This is a genomic window from Psychrobacter sp. ASPA161_6, from assembly GCF_051970285.1.
Taxonomy (GTDB): Bacteria; Pseudomonadota; Gammaproteobacteria; order Pseudomonadales; family Moraxellaceae; genus Psychrobacter; species Psychrobacter glaciei.
The window spans coordinates 978,426-998,969 of the sequence record NZ_JBEFNJ010000001.1 but is presented as its reverse complement, the minus strand read 5'-3'; the positions used below and the strand labels follow the sequence as shown (position 1 = coordinate 998,969).

Genomic DNA, 20,544 nt, shown 5'->3' with positions numbered 1-20,544 from the left:
ATTATTCTTTGACATCGCCGTCATTGAGTAAAGTCGAATCTGCTTGATCTTCAGAACGACCCTCATTACTGATTTCGTCATCGTCTTCAGCAACGAACTCAGGCACAGGATTTGGATTGACGTTACCTGGTGCTGGCGCATCTGGAGAATGATCCGAATAAGACTGCTGTTGCCATGCAGGTGGCTGATCGACATCGATACCTAAGCTTGAAATCGCATCTTTTACCAGACGCATCTCAACTTCACCTTCATCTGCCAGACGCTTAAGCGTGGCAACGACGATGTGAGCAGCATCAACATTGAAGAAACTGCGTAGGTTTTCACGAGTATCAGAGCGACCATAGCCATCAGTGCCTAGCGTCGTATAAGGACGATTGTCTGGTAACCAAGCGCGAATCTGCTCTGAATAGTTACGCATATAGTCAGTTGCAGCAACTACGATACCTTCGTGCGGTGCCAATTGCTCAGTAACCCAAGGCACTTTTTCTTCATCCATTGGATGCAAGCGATTGTAGTCATCACACTCCATGCCATCACGCGTCAACTCGTTAAAGCTGGTGACACTCCAGACGTTAGAGGTAATATTAAACTCATCTTTTAGAATCTGTGCCGCTTTTTGTACTTCACGTAAAATCACGCCTGAACCCAATAGTTGTACTTGTGCTGAGCCATTGTCTTCAAGCAAGTACATACCGCGCTTGATACCTTCCTCACTACCTTCTGGCATGGCAGGTTGCTCGTAGTTTTCATTCATTAGCGTTAGGTAGTAATAAACACGCTCGCCTTCACCATACATACGGCGCAGGCCATCATGCATCACAACTGCTAGCTCATAACCAAAGCAAGGATCATAGCTGACGCAGTTTGGTACTACGTTGAACAATATCTGCGAATGTCCATCTTGATGCTGCAAACCTTCACCATTAAGCGTAGTACGACCAGCGGTAGCACCCAACAAGAAGCCCTGCGCCTGACAATCGCCTGCCGCCCAAGCCAAATCACCCACACGTTGGAAACCAAACATTGAGTAGTAGATATACATTGGAATCATCGGTAACGCGTTCACAGAGTAACTGGTCGCGAGCGCAATCCACGTACTCATTGCACCTGCTTCGTTGATACCCTCTTCTAACATGTGACCATCAATAGCTTCTTTATAACCCATTAATGCTTCGCTATCTTCTGGCGTATATTTTTGACCAACTGCAGAGTAAATACCCAGTTGACGGAACATACCTTCTAGACCGAAAGTACGTGCTTCATCTGGTACGATTGGTACCACACGATCTTGGATGTCTTTGTTTTTTAACATAGCTGACAACAGGCGTACGAATACCATCGTCGTCGACTGCTCTTTACCATTGCTGCCTTTTAGCACTCGGTCAAAAATAGACAATTCAGGAATATTCAATGGAATATGTCCACTGCGGCGGTTTGGTAAATGACCACCCAATGCCTCACGACGACCTTTGAGATATTTCATCTCTGCCGACCCTTCTTCAGGACGGTAAAACGGTAGAGTCTCTAGCTGCTCATCGGTAAATGGCAAGTCAAAACGATCACGGAAATAGACCAGTGCGTCTTGATCAAGCTTTTTCACCTGATGCGATTTATTGACCGCTTGTGTTTGAGCAGATAAGCCGTAACCTTTGACGGTTTTGACCAAAATAACCGTTGGCTGACCTTTGGTTTTCATGGCTTCACTAAAGGCTGCATATACCTTCACTGGATCATGACCACCACGGTTCAAACGTGCGATATCATCATCCGTCAAGGCATCTGCCATCTCTTCTAGCTCTGGGTATTTACCAAAGAATTCTTTACGAGTAAACTCAGCTGTACGGGCCTCATATAACTGGTATTCACCATCGACCACTTCTTCCATACGATGCTTTAGCACACCCGTTTTGTCATTGGCCAGTAGACTGTCCCAGTTACCACCCCAAATAACTTTAATCACGCGCCAACCTGCGCCGCGGAACACCGACTCTAGCTCTTGAATGATTTTACCGTTACCACGGACTGGACCGTCCAGGCGCTGTAAGTTACAGTTGACCACCCATATCAGGTTATCCAGCTTCTCACGACCAGCAAGAGAAATCGCACCCAAGCTTTCTGGCTCGTCCGTTTCGCCATCACCCAAGAACGTCCAAATCTTACGACCTTCTTTTTCGAGCAAGCCACGGTTTTCCATATAACGATGCACGTGAGCATGATAGATCGACATGATAGGACCTAAGCCCATCGAAACCGTTGGGAACTGCCAGTAGTCCGGCATTAGATAAGGATGCGGATAGCTTGATAAGCCTTTACCACCGACTTCACGGCGGAAATTATCGAGCTGATCTTCCGTCAAACGACCTTCTAGAAATGAGCGAGCATAAATACCTGGAGCAGAGTGACCTTGATAGTAGATCATATCACCACCAAAGTGATCACTTGCCGCACGGAAAAAGTGGTTAAAGCCAGTTTCATATAGTGTGGCACTAGACGCGAATGTCGCTAAGTGACCACCTAAGTCATCATCGTTCTTATTGGCGCGCATGACCATTGCTAAAGCGTTATAGCGAATCAAGGCACGAATTTTACGCTCCATACCCAAATCACCTGGGTACATTGGCTCATCTTCGACCGCAATACTATTAACATAGGCAGTATCTAGTCTATTAAATGGCAGTCCCTCTTGTACCGCCATGTTGTATAAGGCTTTTAGCAAAAATTGCGCGCGATCCTTGTCCGCATGTTTGATGACAGACTCAAAGGCGTCCAGCCATTCTTGGGTTTCGGTGCTATCAGCATCCTTATAATAACTCATCTTTACTCATCCTTTTTTATCAGTCAGCCCTGTACTATGACAGGGTGTTGTTAAATCAACGTGTTATTTAATATAGTAATGTGCTAACGCTTTGCTGAATGACTTCCTTGTTACAGGTAGCAGGCGACAGGCCGCCGCTCCATCATGTGTTGCAGTCATATAAAGCTCAGGTGACAATATAACGCAACGACCCTTTAGCATCTTGAAGAAAAAGAAGCATAACAAAATCAAAACTCGTGCTATATATCTAATTATTAAACGATAATCACTCTATATTATAGGCGTTTATTGATGGGTTGTTTATGGCTGTAAAGAAATGGCGAAATGACAAGTATTTTTTAAATAAATAACGATTAGTTATTAAGTAAATATTTGATGGCTTTTTAAGAGAATATGCAGAATGTAACAATTTGAATGACAAGGAAAAATTCAAATAATTTGAGATAATCGCGATGTGTAAATATAAGATGTACAGAAAATAAGAAGTACAAAATATAAATAATTATACTACAAGTCAGAAATTTGGCATCTGGTCACAAAAAACCTGCCACCTATCGACTCTTTAAGACATTTTTTACAATTATTCTATAAGATAAGAAGTTACATGATTTATACATTCATCTGTTGAACTGGTAAGCAATAGATCCTACAAATTACACATCAGATGCCTAATATTGTATTTTGTCATTTCGTTATTACTGCTCACTGGATAAACCATATTTTTCTATCTATTAAACTGAACCACCATTTGTAACCGTTATCTAGATAATAAATCAGTTATGTTTGTATTACATACATAAAAATTCTCGAATGAATAAATACATAAAAGGTGACTATATGCATCAGTCTCAAGAAATTCCAGAAGCTACCGATATTTATTCATATCGCAGATACTTACAACAAATATTGGCTGTAGTGGGAGTTTTGCTCTTTTCTTTAGGTAGTGGGTCTGCTTTTGCTATAGAAGCTAATCCAGGTTCAAGTCTTATCTGTCCTGCAAACTCGACCAAAGGTTTTTTGAGTAATGGCAGCTATAGCAGCCTTGTCACTAGTTTTACAAATAATAACTATCAAACTGTAGTCAGTCAAAGTACAGCATCAGGTGGGACAACGGTTGCTATACCTCTAAAAATTAAGATGAGCGTTATCAGTTCTGGTGAAAGCTCGACTGATGGTCCTACTCTATATGGAAGTTCTCCTCAAGCGATAAGCTTTATTGGAAGTTCTATTAATCGAACACCTAGTACTGCGATAACGCTAGAGTTCCAAAATAGCTCAAACAATCAGACTGTCTTTTTAGATAAAGTCGCAATGAGCGCTTTTGATATCGATAAATCTGTAAATAGTGGTTCTTGGGACGACAATGTAAAAATAACGGGCATCACCCAAAGTGGTGCTCCGATTACAGGTACGTTTCAAAACATACCCAACTCTAGAGTTATCGGAAGTTCATCTGGATTAAGATTACCTAGCACTCCAGACGATGATAATTGTACGAGTGCTCTTCAATCAAATTGTCAAGGTTCTGTGGTTTTTGATGAGCCTGTGAAGTCAGTAACACTGGTATATACAGACTTGAAGAGTAATAGAACTATTAGTAGTCGAAGATTTGAGTTCCGTTTAGATAGTTATTGCTACGTACCTGCTGATTATAAAATTACTAAAAGTGATGGAGTTAATAGCGTCAATACTAACAGTATTACTGACTATATTATTAAGGTTACCAATCTTGGTAATACAACAATATCCAATATTACTTTAAAAGATCCGGTAGTTAATGGTCTCAGCAAGATTGCTGGTACCAATGGTATCACTTGTGATGCCAGTGATACCAATAGCGTTTGTACGACAGCACCAACTAAAGAGCAGTTAGAAAGTGCTAGTGGATTCAATATAGCAAGCCTACCAGTGGGCCAAAGCTTTAGTATAAAAGTTCCGACGAGAGTGACGGCTATCTCCAATTCAAACATTACTAATACAGCAACTATTAGTCACCAGACTATTGCTACTAAAAGCGCTTCTGATACTAACTCTGTTACGTTCTCAAATAATTTAGGTGGCACTTCAGCACCAGCCACTTGCCCAGCTGGTCATAAGATGTATTACTTGGGATCTAGCAGGACGGAAACTAGCTTTGTTAAACCTCAAGACCTAAGTTGGGCTACCAGTGGCAGTACTTCACAGACATTTAACTTCAACAATAATGAGCCTTCAGGTAATAAGACATTTAAGATTGAATTTCCTTCAATATTAGACAAAAATAGTACTGGAGGAAGTACTTCACCCTATTATGGATCAGTGACTGGTGTAAGCGTTAATGCAATTAACTTGCAACATAACTCTGTTGGTGTAAAAACCAATCATACTTTAGATATCAGTGTAAACCGCCCCGTTAGTAAAATAGGATATAAAATACAAGACATTGATTCAACTAGTAATAATAGTGACCAAGTCCCTTATGTTGAAGAAATTGATGTCTCTACTAGTAGAGGACAACTCACATTTAACGATATATTTCATACGATCAACTCTAATAGAGATGTAGTAACCGCTATCAAAGGACTAAACTGTGGTGTGAATAATGGTGCCAACGATTGCACTATTGATGCTACTTGGGACTATACTCCTGCCAACATTCCTCTCAGATTAGAGCATAAAAATATATTTACTCAATACGACAGTTATCATGCTGTAGGCTATTCAGACTTCTATTTCTGTCTTGCACCGCCAAAAGTTGTAGTCAAAAAAGTGTTGACTGGTAATCGCGTAAATGATACTGATCAGTTTAATATCAAAGTCTCTGGTGGTGCTTTGACTCCAGACACTGCAGGGTCTCCAGCATCTTTCATAACCACCGGAAATGGCAATGATGTTGGCAATGCCACTGGTAGTGTTTTAACGCTACAACCAGCTACGCAATACACCATCACTGAGCGCGTATTAACTGGAACGAACGAAGGTAATATCAACAACTATAAAGCAAGCTACGAGTGTGCTAATGCGACAACTAATAGTACGACAGTCATGCCTAAAAGTGATGGTGCTTCATTTACCCTCTCAAATTTAGATTACGGTGATGAAATCACTTGTACGATTACCAACACTCCATCAGTGTATACCTTCACTGGCTTCGTATTCAATGACAATGGTGGAATTCCTTCTAATGAAAATACTAGGCAAGATATTACTAGCACCTTCACTGGCAACGCTAACTATTTTAACGGTATCTTTGACAGCAGCGGTAGCAATAAAGAGTTAGGCATTGGCGCTAGCGGTCTTCAAGTACGCCTGACAGACTGTATTGGCGACAATGGGGGTACTAACATTACCGGCATTACTGCAGAGAACATATCAGAATCAGCTCCTTCAGGTCTGCTTTTAGGTCAATACAAATTCACAGTACCAGCAAGTGCTATCGCTACGTTATCACCTCAAAAGGTTTGTATCGTGCAAGTAGAACCATCTACTTGGGAATATAGCGTCGATACTACACCAAACACTCGTGAAATAACTTTAGTTAATGGGCTTCTTGATTACAAAACTGAAAGTAATGGCTCTCGAAATTTAGACTTTGGTGAAGTAAAAGCCGATAACACTTCTCTAGTTTTGATCAAGTCGCAGTATGTCCATAGCTGTAACATCAATTCTAGCTATAACGGTACGAGTGGTACGCCTTCTCAGACACCTGTATTTAGTATTGATCCAATAAACAATATAGAGCCCGGAAAATGCATCGCTTATAAAATTGAAGCTTATAACCGAGGTCATGTTGATTTAACAAACATTCAAATTACTGATAAATTACAGACCACCCCAGTCAAATCTGTATTTGTTTCGCCTTTTCCTTTAGGTAATCCTATTGCTGTCAATAACAACAGTACTGCGTTACCAGTAGACGCAATTATTTCAAATACCTTTAGTTTAGTTAAGCCGCCCACTGGAACAACTCCTACCAAGGTGACTCTGTATTTCAACACCAAATACGGTACAACTACGAACAGTCAGTAGTTACTTTTCCTTTTAGTTTTAGTAACTTACCAATACGGAACTTCCAATACTTAAAGCCCTGTCTATCCAGACAGGGCTTTAACCGTTTATATACGTCAAAATGCCATTTGTCACCTTTATGATGACTCTTTGTCTAAAAATTGTAACAATACTTTTAATCTAACGTCATTCCTCTGTCAGCAATATTTTTTCATGTCTAACAGCAACCAAGTGGACTGTACTTAGTGAGATTAATAGCACACTGATAATAATGATTACCGCAAGGATATTACATGAAATTCTTCAATTCTTTACGTGCCACTCTGTTAATTACCACAGTCTCTTTAGGCTTACTTAGTACAGCTCATGCTAATGACGCCTTAAAAATGGATTTAACAGCCAATCAAGTCGTCAAAAATGCTGAAGGTAAAATCTCATATTTACCTGTCCGTAATGCTCCAGCGGGCACGGTCATTCAGTACAAAGCGACTTACAGCAATACCATTAATAAAGACATCCAAGATCTGGCTGTTGTATTACCTATCCCTGCCAATATGGCTTTTACAGGGGATGCCATTCCTTCAAGCGCGCAAGCCAGTATCGATGGCAAGAACTATGCCGATATGCCACTGATGCGCAAAGTCGATGGCAAAATGGTCAAAATACCATTTTCTGAATATCGTACTCTGCGCTGGAATATCAAGCTATTGCCAGCACAGAAATCAGCAGCCGTTGCTCTGAATACCACTGTTAATTAAGTTAATTTAGCTGTTTATCCTCTTAACCTAGTTTTTTATCTTACCTCTGGAGTAGTACATGAAATCAAATACTTTTAATTATAGCTTGCTTGCCGTTGGTGTCGCCGCTGTGATGGGTATCTCTACTAGTGCGATGGCTGTTGATAGTAGTTCGACAACTACTAGTGTAGAGATCAAGAACGTTGCAACTGCAAGCTATAGTGTCGGTACTGTTTCACAGCCTCCTGTTACTTCAAATGAAGTAAAAGTAACAGTTTCAGAGCAGGTTTCGTTCTCATTAGTTGCAGATAATACTAAAACAGTCGCTCCTAACGGTTTTGTTGGTTTTCAACATACTTTAACCAATACCGGTAACCGTAGTGATATTTACACCGTATCGTTGCAGAATTTGACAGATGATGATACACAATATGATCTCACTAAAACTACCATAGCTTATAAAATATATAACTCAGGTGTGACTCCTAATGCCACTGGTAGTAATAATGCTGGTACTGGTACTATTCCTGCCAATAATGCTGCTGGTGGAACTATTACTCTAGCTAAAGGTCAGTTTGCAATTATCGATATTAATGCAAAAACCAACGCAAACAAAGGTGGTAATAAACAGAACCTTCAGATTACAGCTGTTAGTGCAGTTATTCCTGCCACTACTACTAATGCTGCTGTTCCAGGTAAAACGCTTACCAATAAGGATATATCTACTACTACTTTACCAACCTTTAGTCTTGTTAAGACTATTACCAATGCTTTAGATCTTAATGATATTAACGATATAGCGACTTATCAGATTATTGTAAAAAATCCAGCTACTGCTTACTCTGCAGAAGCGACCAATATATTGATTGAAGATATACTGCCCGCAGGTCTCATTGTTGCAACACCAGCATCAACGTTTGTGGCAAGTAATGGCTCTGAAGTAGGCACTATTGCAAGAACTACTAATGGTTTTACGCTCACCGATGCAAAACTTGCTGTTGATGGTACTATTACTATTGTTTTAAATGTTAAAAGAGATCCTAACGTTGCTCCAGCAGTTGGGGCGCTTAACCATGTTAAAGTTACAGATGATTTAGATGATAATGCTGCCACTACCGACAACATCTTAATTGATAGTACTGATAGTACTGTTGAGAACGTAGTCAACTTTTATCCTGCTGATGATACCGATCAAGTTGGCGGTACACCACCTGTCAATGCTGAGATTATAAAAGGTACTGACTATACTCAACCACTAGTAACCATCAAGCGTAATTTGAAACTTACTCAAGTAACGGATAGAGAAATCGCGCCTACTACTGGTACAACCTCCACAGCTATTGCAGGTCAAGTTACACATCAGACTATCATCACGAACGATGGTCAGGATACCGAAGGTGACACTGCTAATGAGTTGACGTTTACTATCACTGATAATGATGGTGCAACTCCGGACACTATAAACGTAGTACCTGGTACTGTAAAAATCTCTTATACTCCGCCTAATAGTACTACTGCAGGAACAGCAATTGTAATTTCTCCTAATGGTTCTGGTGTATATGATATCTTCACAGCGCTGCCTGCTGGCATAGCAGCTGGTGGCAAGGTGACTATTAGCTATAACGTATCATCGAATCAAGCTCCCTTGTTTACTCCAGCAAATAGCGCTACTTCCACTGAAGAAGATACGGTAGTTACGTTAATCCCCGTTGGTGAAGGTAAACCTACTGTGAATCCAACTATTACTGATACTACTACTGTTAAGGGTTTGACTTTAGAGAAGTTTCAAGCAATAGATACAACATGTACAGGCACTTTTGCTGCAGCTGTCTTCAGTAAAGATCCAATAACTGAGGCAAAGCCTGATCAGTGTATTATTTATCGTATCAATGCTAAGAACACTTCTTCTGATAAACAAACAACTGATATAACAGCAGTCTCTGGCTTTGATATTACTGCCTTAGAAATTAAGGATTTATTTTCTAATTTTGCAGCCGGTGCAGATTTTATAAACTCGACTACCACTAATTCTGTTCCTACCTCTAGTGTTTCTACGATTAACTCTACTATTGCTGACCCAGTTATAGTTCTAGGTACCTCTGTAGCGGCTACGGCTTCTACTTTAGCACCTCAAAACGTTGCTACTTTGAGTTTTAAAGTGAAAATTAAAAACGCTCGTTAATTTTTATAATCTATAAGCCTTGTAAGAGGCTTATAGATCAACGCTCTAGCTTGACCTAATCAATTTTAATTAGCCAAGCTAGAGAGTTACCACCCCAGCCCCTTTATGTTCTATTGGATAAGCGACTTATGACTCTATCTGTTATGACACCGTCTAATCGTACCGCATTGTGTACAGCGAAGATCTCTGCGCTGTCATTGGCAATGTTGCTTATGCAATCGAATATCGCGATGGCAGCTGATGCCTCAAATCCTAACCTGCAAATTATCAATAATATTGCAAATGCTAGCTATAACATTAATGGCGGTAGCAGCGTAGGACTGAGTAGCACCTCTAACCAAGTACAAGTCAAAGCTTCTGCACTTCCTGAATTTGGTATTGATCTAACGAAGCAGGCAGTACAGACAGTCATACCCAATACTTTGGTCAATTGGGTCAATGTCTTAAGCAATACCAGCTACAGCAATCAAACGGTTGAGCTGACATTAAATATATCGCCAACCCTTTCTAATTTAAAAGTTTATCAAGATTTAAATAAAAACGGCATCGTAGATAGTACTGACAGAGAAGTTATCTTTGACAACTTGAGCACTCAGATCATGCTTGGGCACAATGAAAGCATTCAGCTTATCGTGCAGGCTTTGTCAGATCCTAACGGTAAAACTGATGATACTGCCGAGATTCAGATTGGCGCTATCGTTCTAGAAGATCCCTCAATAACTGCTAACGTTACTGACAAGCTCGTTATCGTTGAGCCTGAGATAAAATTTACTACGCCTAAGTTTGATGAAAATAAAACCATCTCTCAAATCGATGAAACCGTCTATATCAATGCCAGCTATGCCCAATGTAATGTTCAGCTAGACAAGCCCGATCAAGTATGGGTCACGATCACTTCTGTGCTAACGGGTGATAAGTATTCTCTAAAAGGCATTGAGACTGGCAAAAGCACAGGCAAATATCAATTATCAGCACCAACTCAAAATAACGCTAATCCTATTAATGACAAGATCATCCAAACGTTGGCAAATGACACCTTGACTGCTAGCCTAGACGCTTGTATCGCGCCTTCTGTCGGTACTGGTACTGAGCAACTGCCAAGCGAAGGCGATTTCACAGTACGTATCGATGACCTAAATACACAAATCAGTATCGTTGATGATAACCCAAGCTTAGTCGTCACCAAAGAGAGTGAAGTAAAGAGCGCTGAGCTTGGTGACTATGTTAGCTACACGATTGATATTACAAACAGCGGTAACTCTACTGCTTATGACGTACAACTAAAAGATGCCTTACCACGTGGTTTTGATTACGTCGATGGTAGTGTGCGTGTTGGTAAAACTGCTGATACTAATATCAGTCAAACGCAAACTACTGAGTTTAAAGCTGATGGTAAATATCAGGTTTTAAGTTTAGGTAACATGGCGGTTGGCGAAAGTAAAAAAATTACTTATCGCGTATTAGTCGGTGCTTCATCTTTAGGTGGTGACGGTATCAACCGTGCGACTGCTGTTGCTAGCAACGAACAAGGTCAAAGCTTAGTCTCAAGAGAAGCGCAGTGGAAAATTGAGGTTGAGCGCGGTGTCATGAATACGGATGGCATCATCATCGGTAAGGTCTATCACGACATCAACCGTGATGGTATCCAACAAAAAGAAGATGGCGAGCTTGGCGTCGCAGGTGTGCGCATTTATATGGAAAACGGTAACTTTATCGTGACCGATCCTGAAGGTAAATATAATTTTTATGGCGTTAGTGCCAAGACTCACGTGCTAAAAGTTGATCGCACGACCATACCTAGAGAAACCGAACTGGTTACCCAAAGCAATCGTAATGCGGGTGATGCGGGTAGCCGTTTCGTTGACTTAAAATATGGCGAATTACATCGTGCCGATTTTGCTATCGTTGGTGGTATGGGCGATAGCACGGAACGCTTGAACGCAGAGCTTATTGCTCGTAGCAAATCTGTGAGCGCTAAGAATGACACCCTTGAGCAAGCCGTAAAAACCGAACTAACCCTAGACCCTGATTACAATCGTGACTACGATGACAATGTAGAAGCCAGTGGCTGTAACGTCAATGGCGATCTAGACCTTGGTAATCACTGTGACTCCGCTATCGTCAATGAAATGGTCAATCCAGCAGACAGTCATGTCGATATGGCCGTCACCACGATAGCGCCACCAGTAGAAAAAGAGCTAGAAGAATACTTGAAAGAAGTGGCTAATAATGATGTCGCCTTTATCAACCTAAGCGAAGGTCAGCAGCTCAGTACTTATAAGCAAATGGTACAGGTCCAAGCGCCTTTAGGCTCTATTTTTACCCTTTATGCCAATGGTAAAGCGGTCTCAGAGCAGCAAATCGGCAAAACGGCTGAGCAAGAAAAGCAGAATGTGACCGCTTTTGATTACTATGCTGTTGACTTACAACGCGGAAACAATACCCTGCGCGGTGTTGCTACTGACGTAAATGGCAAAGTCATCTCTGAGCAAACCATCAAAGTATTGACGCCTGATAGTTTGCAAGCGATCGACTATCGTACTCAAGCACAGCTAGTACCAGCAGATGGCGTTAGCGACTATCAGGTCGTTATTAGTCTAAAAGACCGTGATGGTCGTCCTTATATCGCTTCGACGCCGATCACTATCGATACCAATATTGGTCGTATCAATCTTAGCGACAGCAGTAAAGATCAAGCTGGTACCCAAGTGATCGTCTCTGGCGGTGAGCTACTAATCCCTGTGACCGCACCAAGCATACCGGGTAGAGGGGAGCTGGTCATCGATGTTGGTAGTAGCAAACAAATCATTCCGCTACAGTTCACTGCTAAGCTACGCCCTCTCATTGCTGTTGGTATCGTAGAAGGCGCTATTTCACTCAAAGATTTCGATGGCGGCAGTGTTACTGATGCTCAAGGTGCATTTGAGCAAGAGCTTAATGATTTTGCTGGTAACGATGACTATACGGCATCTGGTCGTGCTGCGATGTTCCTCAAAGGCAAAGTACGCGGCGACTATCTGCTAACTCTCGCTTATGATAGTGATAAAAAAGGCGAGCGCCTATTCCGTGATATCGAGCCTGGCGAGTACTATCCCGTCTATGGCGATTCATCAGCCAAAGGTTTTGACGCCCAATCTACCAGTAAGCTTTATGTTCGAGTAGATAAAGGCCGCTCATTTGCCATGTATGGTGATTTGAAAACTCAAATTGATAACGATGAAGGCATCAAACTTGGTCAGTACAACCGTACGTTGACGGGTATAAAAGCACAGTATGAAGACAACAACACTCGTGTTACTGCCTTCATAGCCGAGACCAGCACCAGTCAGCGCGTTAATGAAACTCGTGGTTTGGGTATCTCAGGTCCTTATCCATTGGCTGAAAACTTTGACGCCGTATTAGAGAACTCAGAAACGATCGAGGTCATTACTCGCGATGCGAATAACCCAGGTTTAATCGTCAACCGTGAAACCCTTACCCGCTTTGCAGATTATGAAATTGATCCTATTAGCCGCAGCCTATTCTTAAAAGCCCCTATCGCTAGCCAAGATATCGATGGCAACCCTATTTATCTACGAGTCACTGTAGAAGTAGACGAAGGCGGTGAAGAATACTTGGTCGGCGGTATCGCTGCCAAGCAACAACTGAATGCTAAAGTGGCTATCGGTGGTAGCTATGTCAACAGTGACGATCCACTTAATAAAGAAGAGCTGGCCAGTGTCAACAGCGTTATCAAATTTAGCGATAAGCTAAAGTTGGTTGCCGAATATGCAATGAACAAAGCTGAAAACCCAAACTTTCAGCCAAGTAATCAGATTAATGCCGATCTTTTAGAAGGTAACGATGTCGAAGGCGACGCACTACGTATCGAGCTTGACTTTGATAACAAGAAAAACACCCGTGCAAAAGCTTATTATAACGATACAGACGAAGGCTTTGTCACTGGCGCCTCGCCGCAGACAGCTGGTCGTACTGAATCTGGTGTTGAAGTTACTCATACATTAAACAACAAGCAAACGGCACTTAAATTTGAGGGCGTACGTACTGAAGATCATACAACCGAAGCCAATCGCGAAGGTGTAGAAGCAAGCATTGAACAGCGTCTAAGTCAGAATATCGTTGGCGAGATTGGGGTGCGCTACTACAAGCAAGATGCGACTGCCGCCTCACGTAATACCCAAGCAGCCACTGACGTGCTAGATGTCACCGATGACACAATATTCAACGATGACATCATCAATCAATCAGCACTCAATGGCGTCAGTAACGCTGACAAAGATATCGAAGGGACGACTGCCCGCGCCCGTCTGACAGCACGTTTGCCGAAGCTGAACAACTCGTTAGTGTTTGCCGAATATGAGCAAGATATTGACAATAGCGAACGTAATGCCACCTCTATCGGCGGCGAGACGCCACTGGGTAGCTTAGGTCGCTTATACGCCCGCCATGACTTGATTAATAGTTTGTCAGGTAGCTACGGTCTAGATGATTCTGATGAGCGTCAGCGTACGGTCGTGGGATTCGATGCCACTTATATGAAAGACGGTAAGGTTTACAGCGAATACCGTATGCGTGATGCAATCAGTGCACGCGAAGCAGAAGCAGCTATCGGTCTAAAAAACAAATGGTATGTCCAAGAAGGTCTGACCTTAAGCACACTATTTGAGCGCGTCGAGTCTTTAGAAGGTGACGAAGATAGCACGGCAACCGCAGCGGGTGTCGGTGTTGAGTACCTAGCCAAAGAAAACTACAAAGCTTCAGGGCGTTTAGAAAAACGTTGGGGCGACACCAGTGATACCCTTCTCGGCAGCGCGGGCATCGCTTATCGTTACACCGATGATATTACTTTATTAGCAAAAGACATCTACTCAAAAGTAGATTACAACGATGGTCATCGCACCATCAACCGTTTCCAGCTTGGCGCTGCTTATCGTGATTATGATAGCAATCAGCTCGATATGCTTGCCAAGCTTGAGTATCGTCTAGATGACAACGCGACTGGTGACGATCCTTATCAAAAGGATGCGATTGTTTGGTCATGGAGCGGCAATTACCATCCGACTCGCCCATTAACGCTATCAGGTCGTTACGCAGGTAAGTATACAGAATATGATGCTGACGATATCGTAAGCGATAACACAGCTCATGCTGTCTATGCACGCGGCTTATATGACATTAGCGAGCGCTGGGATATTGGCTTACAAGCAGGTACTTATTGGAATAAACAAGCGGATGATATGTCTTATATGCTGGGTGCTGAAGTGGGCTATAGCCCAATGACCAACCTTTGGTTATCACTTGGCTACAACTTTATGGGTTTTGAAGATGAAGACATCGCTTATGATGATAGCACTCAAGAAGGTGCTTACTTTAGACTGCGCTTTAAGTTCGATGAAGACTTATTCAAACGTGAAGACCCACGCAAAAACAAACGTCTGACCAGTAATTCTACGTTATAATTTAAATGTTACAATGTTACTTTGCTATTATTCATCGGTTAGTCACTCATAAAGTCAGTCTTAATAAGAGTAAATATCCACACTTATTACCTTAATATAAGGTCAGTATTATGTTGTACTCTGCGATTAAAGCAATAACTTACAAACAGCCTATCTATACTGCGCTCTCAGCAGTATTACTACTGGCAACTGCGTCATCAGCAGTGGCAGCAGACAGCAATACTCAAGCTACCACTCTACAAGCCAATGACTATTGTGATAGTGAATTGCAAAGCAAAACGCCTGCTTATAAATATCAAAGCACGCATCAACGTGCTATGCAGTGTATGCTGACACAATTGAAAGAGTATCAGCAAAAAAGTATGAGCGCACGTCAGCAATACTTTGCTTATAAAGCGCAAGCTTGGCTGACCTATGCCATCCATCAAGACAGCATGAATAGTCGCTCAACTGCTGGGCTACAAGCAGCACAGTTTGCAGAAACCATACTACACGCGCTAAAGAATGATACGATACAAGACATCAGCCTGCATCAAAACATTCCCTCCAACTCAGCCTTGATGCGACCCGATCTGTGGGCAACCCTAAGCGCCCTAAAAGATAGTGACGGTATTACTTCAGCACCACGTGAACTGGCGTTCAGTGAGGTTTCTCTCATCTGGGCAGCGACCAATCAATGCGAGCGAGGCTGGCGCGAGTCAGGCAGCCACTTTCGCATGGCAGACCGTTGGCTAGAGCAAGCGCGTGAAGCCTATGTGAATGCCAATGATTCGCAAACCAACGTTGCTTTGCAGAATCTAATCGTCAGCTATTATGAGCAATATGCGCCTTTAGATACGAGTACTGATATTTGCCGTGGGCAAGTATTAACGCCGATCCGTTAGACCTATCATAACCACAATGAGCAAAGACAGTAGACACAAAAAATCCGACATATGATGTCGGATTTTTTTATTTACTTAGGGCGTGTCATCAAAATGGCTAACTTGCAGAAAGACTAGCGATTCTTACGTGGTAGTTTTTCTGGTAGGTAGCAACGCAAGTAAGCAATAAATGCGGTGTTCGCTTCTTGAATATACTCATTGGTAATGCTTTGATGACGGCGATAAGATAAGGTAAAGATAGCATTTACAATACTATAGGCGATCAATAGCGTGTCTTGAATGTCGTGGAAACTCGGCATCTCATAACGCTCTGACAAACGCTTATAAACCAAATCAACGATTTGATGATCGATATCTTCACCAAAACTATCGCCTTCAAAATCAGGTGTATTGGTGTCATAAACAAGCTTGGCTTTGGTTTTATCGTTATGGAATATCGTCACACACTTATCGATAAGTGCCGTCAAATAACCCTGCCATCTGTCATAATTACCGATATCGACCGTTTCTACTATTTCTAATATTTCGATTGCATTCAAAAAGCGTAATGCTAAAAATATTGCTTCGATATTAGGGAAGAAATGATAAGCAGAGGCTCTTGGAATGCCGGCTTCTTCACATACAGCAGCCAAAGTAATGTCATTAATAGCTTGTGTTTCGCTTAACTTTTTGGCCCCAGCCAAAAGTTTCTGACGGCGTGCACGGCCTTGCTGACTGGTGAACTTGAATTTATTCGGTACCAGTTTTTTTGCCAGTTCCGAGTCTACCAACACATCTTCAATCTTTTCGTCTTTGTTTTCGCTCATTATAAATCTCTTAATGTTGTGCCCTATCTTTATAAATATGGTCTTCATTGGACAGTATTCATTCTAAATCTAAGAAAGACTGTTCGTTAGTTGGTAATACGGGCTAATATTACCGCTCTATACTCAATGAAGAGGCATCATAAACGCTTGTACACTATCAAGCAAGGGACATGCATGGGTTAAAAAAGAATGTATCAATTAACAACATAATAGGGTTAATCATGAAGTTTTATTTTCGCCCTTATAATACCATGATCGATGACTCTATCGGCATAATCCCACTTTAAATGGTCATTAAAATAGTCAACTCGTTCAACTTGACCAAGCGCAAACTTGCTATCAGGCAAGAATTCTTCTGAAACAAACAACTGATCAATCACTTCTGGCATACCTTGATAGATATGGGTATACGCTACATCTTTCATCCAGCCATAACGCGCTTGGACACGAGCGGCATCAAACAAGGCAACATCACGCATGCTTTTGTCGTAATTCACTTCGCCAGTTTCAGTCATCAATTGCGTGGTCACACTACCCGTGACATCGTTCATATCACCGAGTAAGATTAAGGGCTCGCGAGTATGCTTTAAGCGTTCGATAATAAACATACGAATGGAGGCCGCTTCTGCTGCCCGCATACATAAGCTACGAAGTTTGGCACGAATACGAATATTAGGGTCATCCATATCTTCTAGCAAATTGCCAGCTTCATCACGTAAGAAAAAAGCGCGCTTGCTTTTAAGATGAGCCGTAATAATAGTAATCGGTTGCCCGAATGCATCGACTCGCAATACCAACGGTGGGCGATTAAAGCGTTTATAAGGACCGATATCAGGAATATCAATCACCGCCTTTGGTGCCACCTCTTCTAATAAAGTTGTCTCTAGCTGCTCAAAGCGACTAATAATTCCCACTGCAGGCGTATTTTGCGCCCCTCTACCTTGAGTATAAGGGCTCGCACTATCGTTGCTTGCCAGCGGTATAACCACATGTTCAGGCTTAAATCCTAACGATACCGCCAGCGCTTCTAACGCCTCACTGTCCCATACTTCTTGTACGGCAATGATGTCGGCATGGGCTTTCGCTAATAAATCGCTGATACCACGCAGTTTATTTTCATACGCTTTATTGCTATATGGCTCAGCATTTTCATAGTAAGTACGATTGGGATTGGCAAAATTTAGTAAATTAGCAGTGGCGATATAAAATTGTTTATCAATACCTTTATGGGCAGAGTAAGTCATAAAAATCCTAATGCTATTTGAATAGTATGCATTATTATGAATAAACAACGCAACTTGTTCATGATAATAGACCGCCCGTACTAAATCTGTAGTGTTTCGTATTGCTTTATCCTGCTACTTAAAACTCAAAAAATCGATCAACTGATAATGTAGCGAATACTTGCTCCATCAAAGTCATAACACTAAATATTTATATGCATGTTACATGTGTACGTAGTTAGCTGTTTAACAGAGTGGCTAATCACACTCGTTTGCGAGCCAATACAAAGGCGATACTACCAATCATAGAAGCCATGACACATAATATCAACAGCTGCACGTATTTGTGCTCTGCGCCAAACACTGGTGCCATCACTGTGATATAGCCACCGTTTTCTAGCATGTAAATAATACCTGCCATGAGCGCTGATACAAAGCTCACTATAATGGCCCAAGGTTTGACTTCCCAACTTGACCAAATACTAAAAAACACGACAGGTGCTAAAAACAAGGAAGCCGTACCACTAATAGCCACCGCATCAAACAGGTCTTTGCTACCAGTTGCAATGAAGGCCAAGCCTGCCAGCAAAAATCCTAGCATGATTAGTCTGCCATTTCTAACAGTTGGCTTTACCAGTTTCATATCAATGGCTATCAATTTTGCGGCACTGGCATACGTAGAATCTAATGTTGATATGGCTGAAATAATTAAGGCGAAACTAAACAACATCATTACCGCTGGCGAGAATAGCGTATTGAGCGTTTGCGTCACTTCAGTGGCACCGCCTGCATTGTTCAGCTGTGCGAATACACCTAGCAAACCAAACAGAAGGATACAAGCCATCGAAATAGGAGCGGCATAGTAAAATGACTTTTTGGTAGTGGCCCTATCTGCTAAAAATCCTCTGTCAGTCATAACAGGATCATGAGCTGGATAACTCCATATTTGGATAAATGCAACTATCAATAATATCCATCCCTTGTTGTCAGCGGTATTGGAGGAGCTGATAATGTCATCGAAGGAAAACAAGGGATGTGCAAACATAGCAACCGACAGAACAGCAATGGCGACGATCGTCAATAACGCTTGGGCAACATCTGTCTTTAACGCCGTGTGCAGCCCACCAATTGAAGAATAAATTAAGGTGGCAACCGCTATAATCAGTATTAGATAATTCTCATTAAAGCCCACGAACAAGGTGGTGATAAATCCAAATACCAGTAAGTTACTGAACACTTCACTCACTAATCGAAAACCAATCACTGCATTATAAAGATGCTCACCAGTTGCCCCAAACTTGACTTGCATGAATGTCTGTATGTTATTGAAACCATGTTTGAATCGTAAGCTATCGACAATATGCGCGCCAGTGATAAAACTAAAATAATACATCCCATAAGCCAAAGTACCAGCGATACCATAGAAAAACCCCAAAACGGCCGCATTCATGAGCGACCGTGCAAATATCCAAGTAGTGACTTGAGACAACACCAGCGTCCAAAGACTGGGTGGCTGACCTTGTAAAGACTTACCTTGATAAAATCTGGCGATATCAGGGGCAAGCTCACACGTTTCAGAAGAAGAGTCAGTCATAGTAGCTCTATGGGTTGTTAAGACATCATTAAGATTACCACAACTACCAAGGTTTCAACATGCAAAAAAGCCTCTAGAGCATGCTCTAGAGGCTTTAATATAACTACAATTGCCAAAAGTAAAAACTCAGCTATAAAAATACGGAAATGCCGAGGTTTTCTATTTGCTAATGTTACGACACACGATTCCATGCATCCTGTGATGCTCTACGTGCCTCATTCCACTCCATGCGTGACTCACCTTTCACTTCATGCCATGAACGCTCCAAATCTGCTTCATGATCTTCAAAGCGAGCGTCCGCAGGATAGCGAGCGCGGTTAGCATACCCTACCGCATAAGCTGGGTGTAAATCACGGTCAAAGTCATGCTCTTCTGTATAATAGTCAGCGTTTGCATGTTCGGCACGCCAGTAAGCTTCTTCATGGGTTGGATCAATTGCTTCAGCTGCTGCATGACCTGCACCGCCACCAACGATAGCGCCAATAGCACCGCCGATTAACGTACCAAGTGGTCCTGCCATCGTACCGATTGCCGCACCTGCAGCTGCCCCACCTACACCACCAATACCAGTGCCTACTGGATGTGAGCCTGGCTCACCTGTGATAATGTCAGCATTCAAGTCTTGCTTGGCTTCTTTTGACATATGTTTTACTTCACTGCGATCAATTTCGTCATGGTTACTCATAATATTATCCTTAAATTATTTGTTATATTTTAGAGTTATTAAGTGCTAAAAATTAGCGATGTTGCTTGAGTCATTTTTTATTTGATTCATCTAAAGTATAGAAATTTATGTACAAGAACAGATAGATAGATTATGTAAACTGTGTCCATATTACGATTGTGTTGCGTTACAG

The 20,544-nt window shown here is 41.9% G+C and carries 10 protein-coding genes; 5 read left to right on the top strand and 5 right to left on the bottom strand.

Going from position 1 to position 20,544, the window contains the following annotated elements:
- Window position 1: 1 nt before the first annotated feature.
- Entirely contained in the window at window positions 2-2,815 is a 2,814-nt protein-coding gene (gene aceE / locus ACTQ9T_RS04095; protein WP_010198169.1) for a pyruvate dehydrogenase (acetyl-transferring), homodimeric type, read from the bottom strand.
- 837 nt (window positions 2,816-3,652) lie between these two features.
- On the opposite strand from aceE, the gene ACTQ9T_RS04090 reads away from it, so the two are divergent.
- The 5 genes from ACTQ9T_RS04090 (at window position 3,653) to ACTQ9T_RS04070 (ending at window position 16,064) form a co-directional block, all read left to right on the top strand.
- Window positions 3,653-6,823 (top strand): hypothetical protein, encoded by a 3,171-nt coding sequence (locus ACTQ9T_RS04090; protein WP_440464155.1) that lies wholly within the window; start codon window positions 3,653-3,655, stop codon window positions 6,821-6,823.
- Window positions 6,824-7,095: 272 nt separating this feature from the next.
- Window positions 7,096-7,560: a hypothetical protein gene (locus ACTQ9T_RS04085; RefSeq protein WP_440464154.1), complete on the top strand. Its 465-nt coding sequence runs from the start codon at window positions 7,096-7,098 to the stop codon at window positions 7,558-7,560.
- A 58-nt stretch (window positions 7,561-7,618) separates the two neighbouring features.
- Window positions 7,619-9,721, top strand: coding sequence for a hypothetical protein (locus ACTQ9T_RS04080; protein WP_440464153.1), 2,103 nt, complete (start codon window positions 7,619-7,621; stop codon window positions 9,719-9,721).
- Between the two features lie 128 nt (window positions 9,722-9,849).
- Window positions 9,850-15,180 carry a hypothetical protein gene (locus tag ACTQ9T_RS04075; RefSeq protein WP_440464152.1) on the top strand — a complete coding sequence of 1,777 codons (5,331 nt, stop codon included), beginning with the start codon at window positions 9,850-9,852 and terminating at the stop codon, window positions 15,178-15,180.
- A gap of 110 nt (window positions 15,181-15,290) precedes the next feature.
- Window positions 15,291-16,064, top strand: a complete 774-nt coding sequence (locus ACTQ9T_RS04070) for a hypothetical protein (protein ID WP_440464151.1) — start codon at window positions 15,291-15,293, stop codon at window positions 16,062-16,064.
- Between the two features lie 113 nt (window positions 16,065-16,177).
- Here the strand turns inward: ACTQ9T_RS04070 and ACTQ9T_RS04065 are convergent, their stop codons facing one another.
- The 4 genes from ACTQ9T_RS04065 to ACTQ9T_RS04050 form a co-directional block, all read right to left on the bottom strand.
- Window positions 16,178-16,870 (bottom strand): TetR/AcrR family transcriptional regulator, encoded by a 693-nt coding sequence (locus ACTQ9T_RS04065; RefSeq protein ID WP_010198157.1) that lies wholly within the window; start codon window positions 16,868-16,870, stop codon window positions 16,178-16,180.
- 215 nt (window positions 16,871-17,085) lie between these two features.
- Window positions 17,086-18,114: an endonuclease/exonuclease/phosphatase family protein gene (locus tag ACTQ9T_RS04060; RefSeq protein WP_440464150.1), complete on the bottom strand. Its 1,029-nt coding sequence runs from the start codon at window positions 18,112-18,114 to the stop codon at window positions 17,086-17,088.
- 241 nt (window positions 18,115-18,355) lie between these two features.
- The gene (locus ACTQ9T_RS04055) at window positions 18,356-19,687 is read right to left on the bottom strand and encodes a hypothetical protein (protein WP_440464149.1); all 1,332 of its coding nucleotides are present in this window, start codon (window positions 19,685-19,687) and stop codon (window positions 18,356-18,358) included.
- Window positions 19,688-19,859: 172 nt separating this feature from the next.
- Window positions 19,860-20,372 (bottom strand): hypothetical protein, encoded by a 513-nt coding sequence (locus ACTQ9T_RS04050; RefSeq protein WP_189581493.1) that lies wholly within the window; start codon window positions 20,370-20,372, stop codon window positions 19,860-19,862.
- Window positions 20,373-20,544 lie beyond the last annotated feature (172 nt).

What these genes read in the sequence shown, in the direction of transcription:
- ACTQ9T_RS04060 (WP_440464150.1), bottom strand. Translation starts at nt 18,114, where the DNA reads ATGACTTACTCTGCCCATAAAGGTATTGATAAACAATTTTATATCGCC.
- ACTQ9T_RS04090 (WP_440464155.1), top strand. Translation starts at nt 3,653, where the DNA reads ATGCATCAGTCTCAAGAAATTCCAGAAGCTACCGATATTTATTCATAT.
- ACTQ9T_RS04065 (WP_010198157.1), bottom strand. Translation starts at nt 16,870, where the DNA reads ATGAGCGAAAACAAAGACGAAAAGATTGAAGATGTGTTGGTAGACTCG.
- ACTQ9T_RS04080 (WP_440464153.1), top strand. Translation starts at nt 7,619, where the DNA reads ATGAAATCAAATACTTTTAATTATAGCTTGCTTGCCGTTGGTGTCGCC.
- ACTQ9T_RS04055 (WP_440464149.1), bottom strand. Translation starts at nt 19,687, where the DNA reads ATGACTGACTCTTCTTCTGAAACGTGTGAGCTTGCCCCTGATATCGCC.
- ACTQ9T_RS04085 (WP_440464154.1), top strand. Translation starts at nt 7,096, where the DNA reads ATGAAATTCTTCAATTCTTTACGTGCCACTCTGTTAATTACCACAGTC.
- aceE (WP_010198169.1), bottom strand. Translation starts at nt 2,815, where the DNA reads ATGAGTTATTATAAGGATGCTGATAGCACCGAAACCCAAGAATGGCTG.
- ACTQ9T_RS04050 (WP_189581493.1), bottom strand. Translation starts at nt 20,372, where the DNA reads ATGAGTAACCATGACGAAATTGATCGCAGTGAAGTAAAACATATGTCA.
- ACTQ9T_RS04070 (WP_440464151.1), top strand. Translation starts at nt 15,291, where the DNA reads ATGTTGTACTCTGCGATTAAAGCAATAACTTACAAACAGCCTATCTAT.
- ACTQ9T_RS04075 (WP_440464152.1), top strand. Translation starts at nt 9,850, where the DNA reads ATGACTCTATCTGTTATGACACCGTCTAATCGTACCGCATTGTGTACA.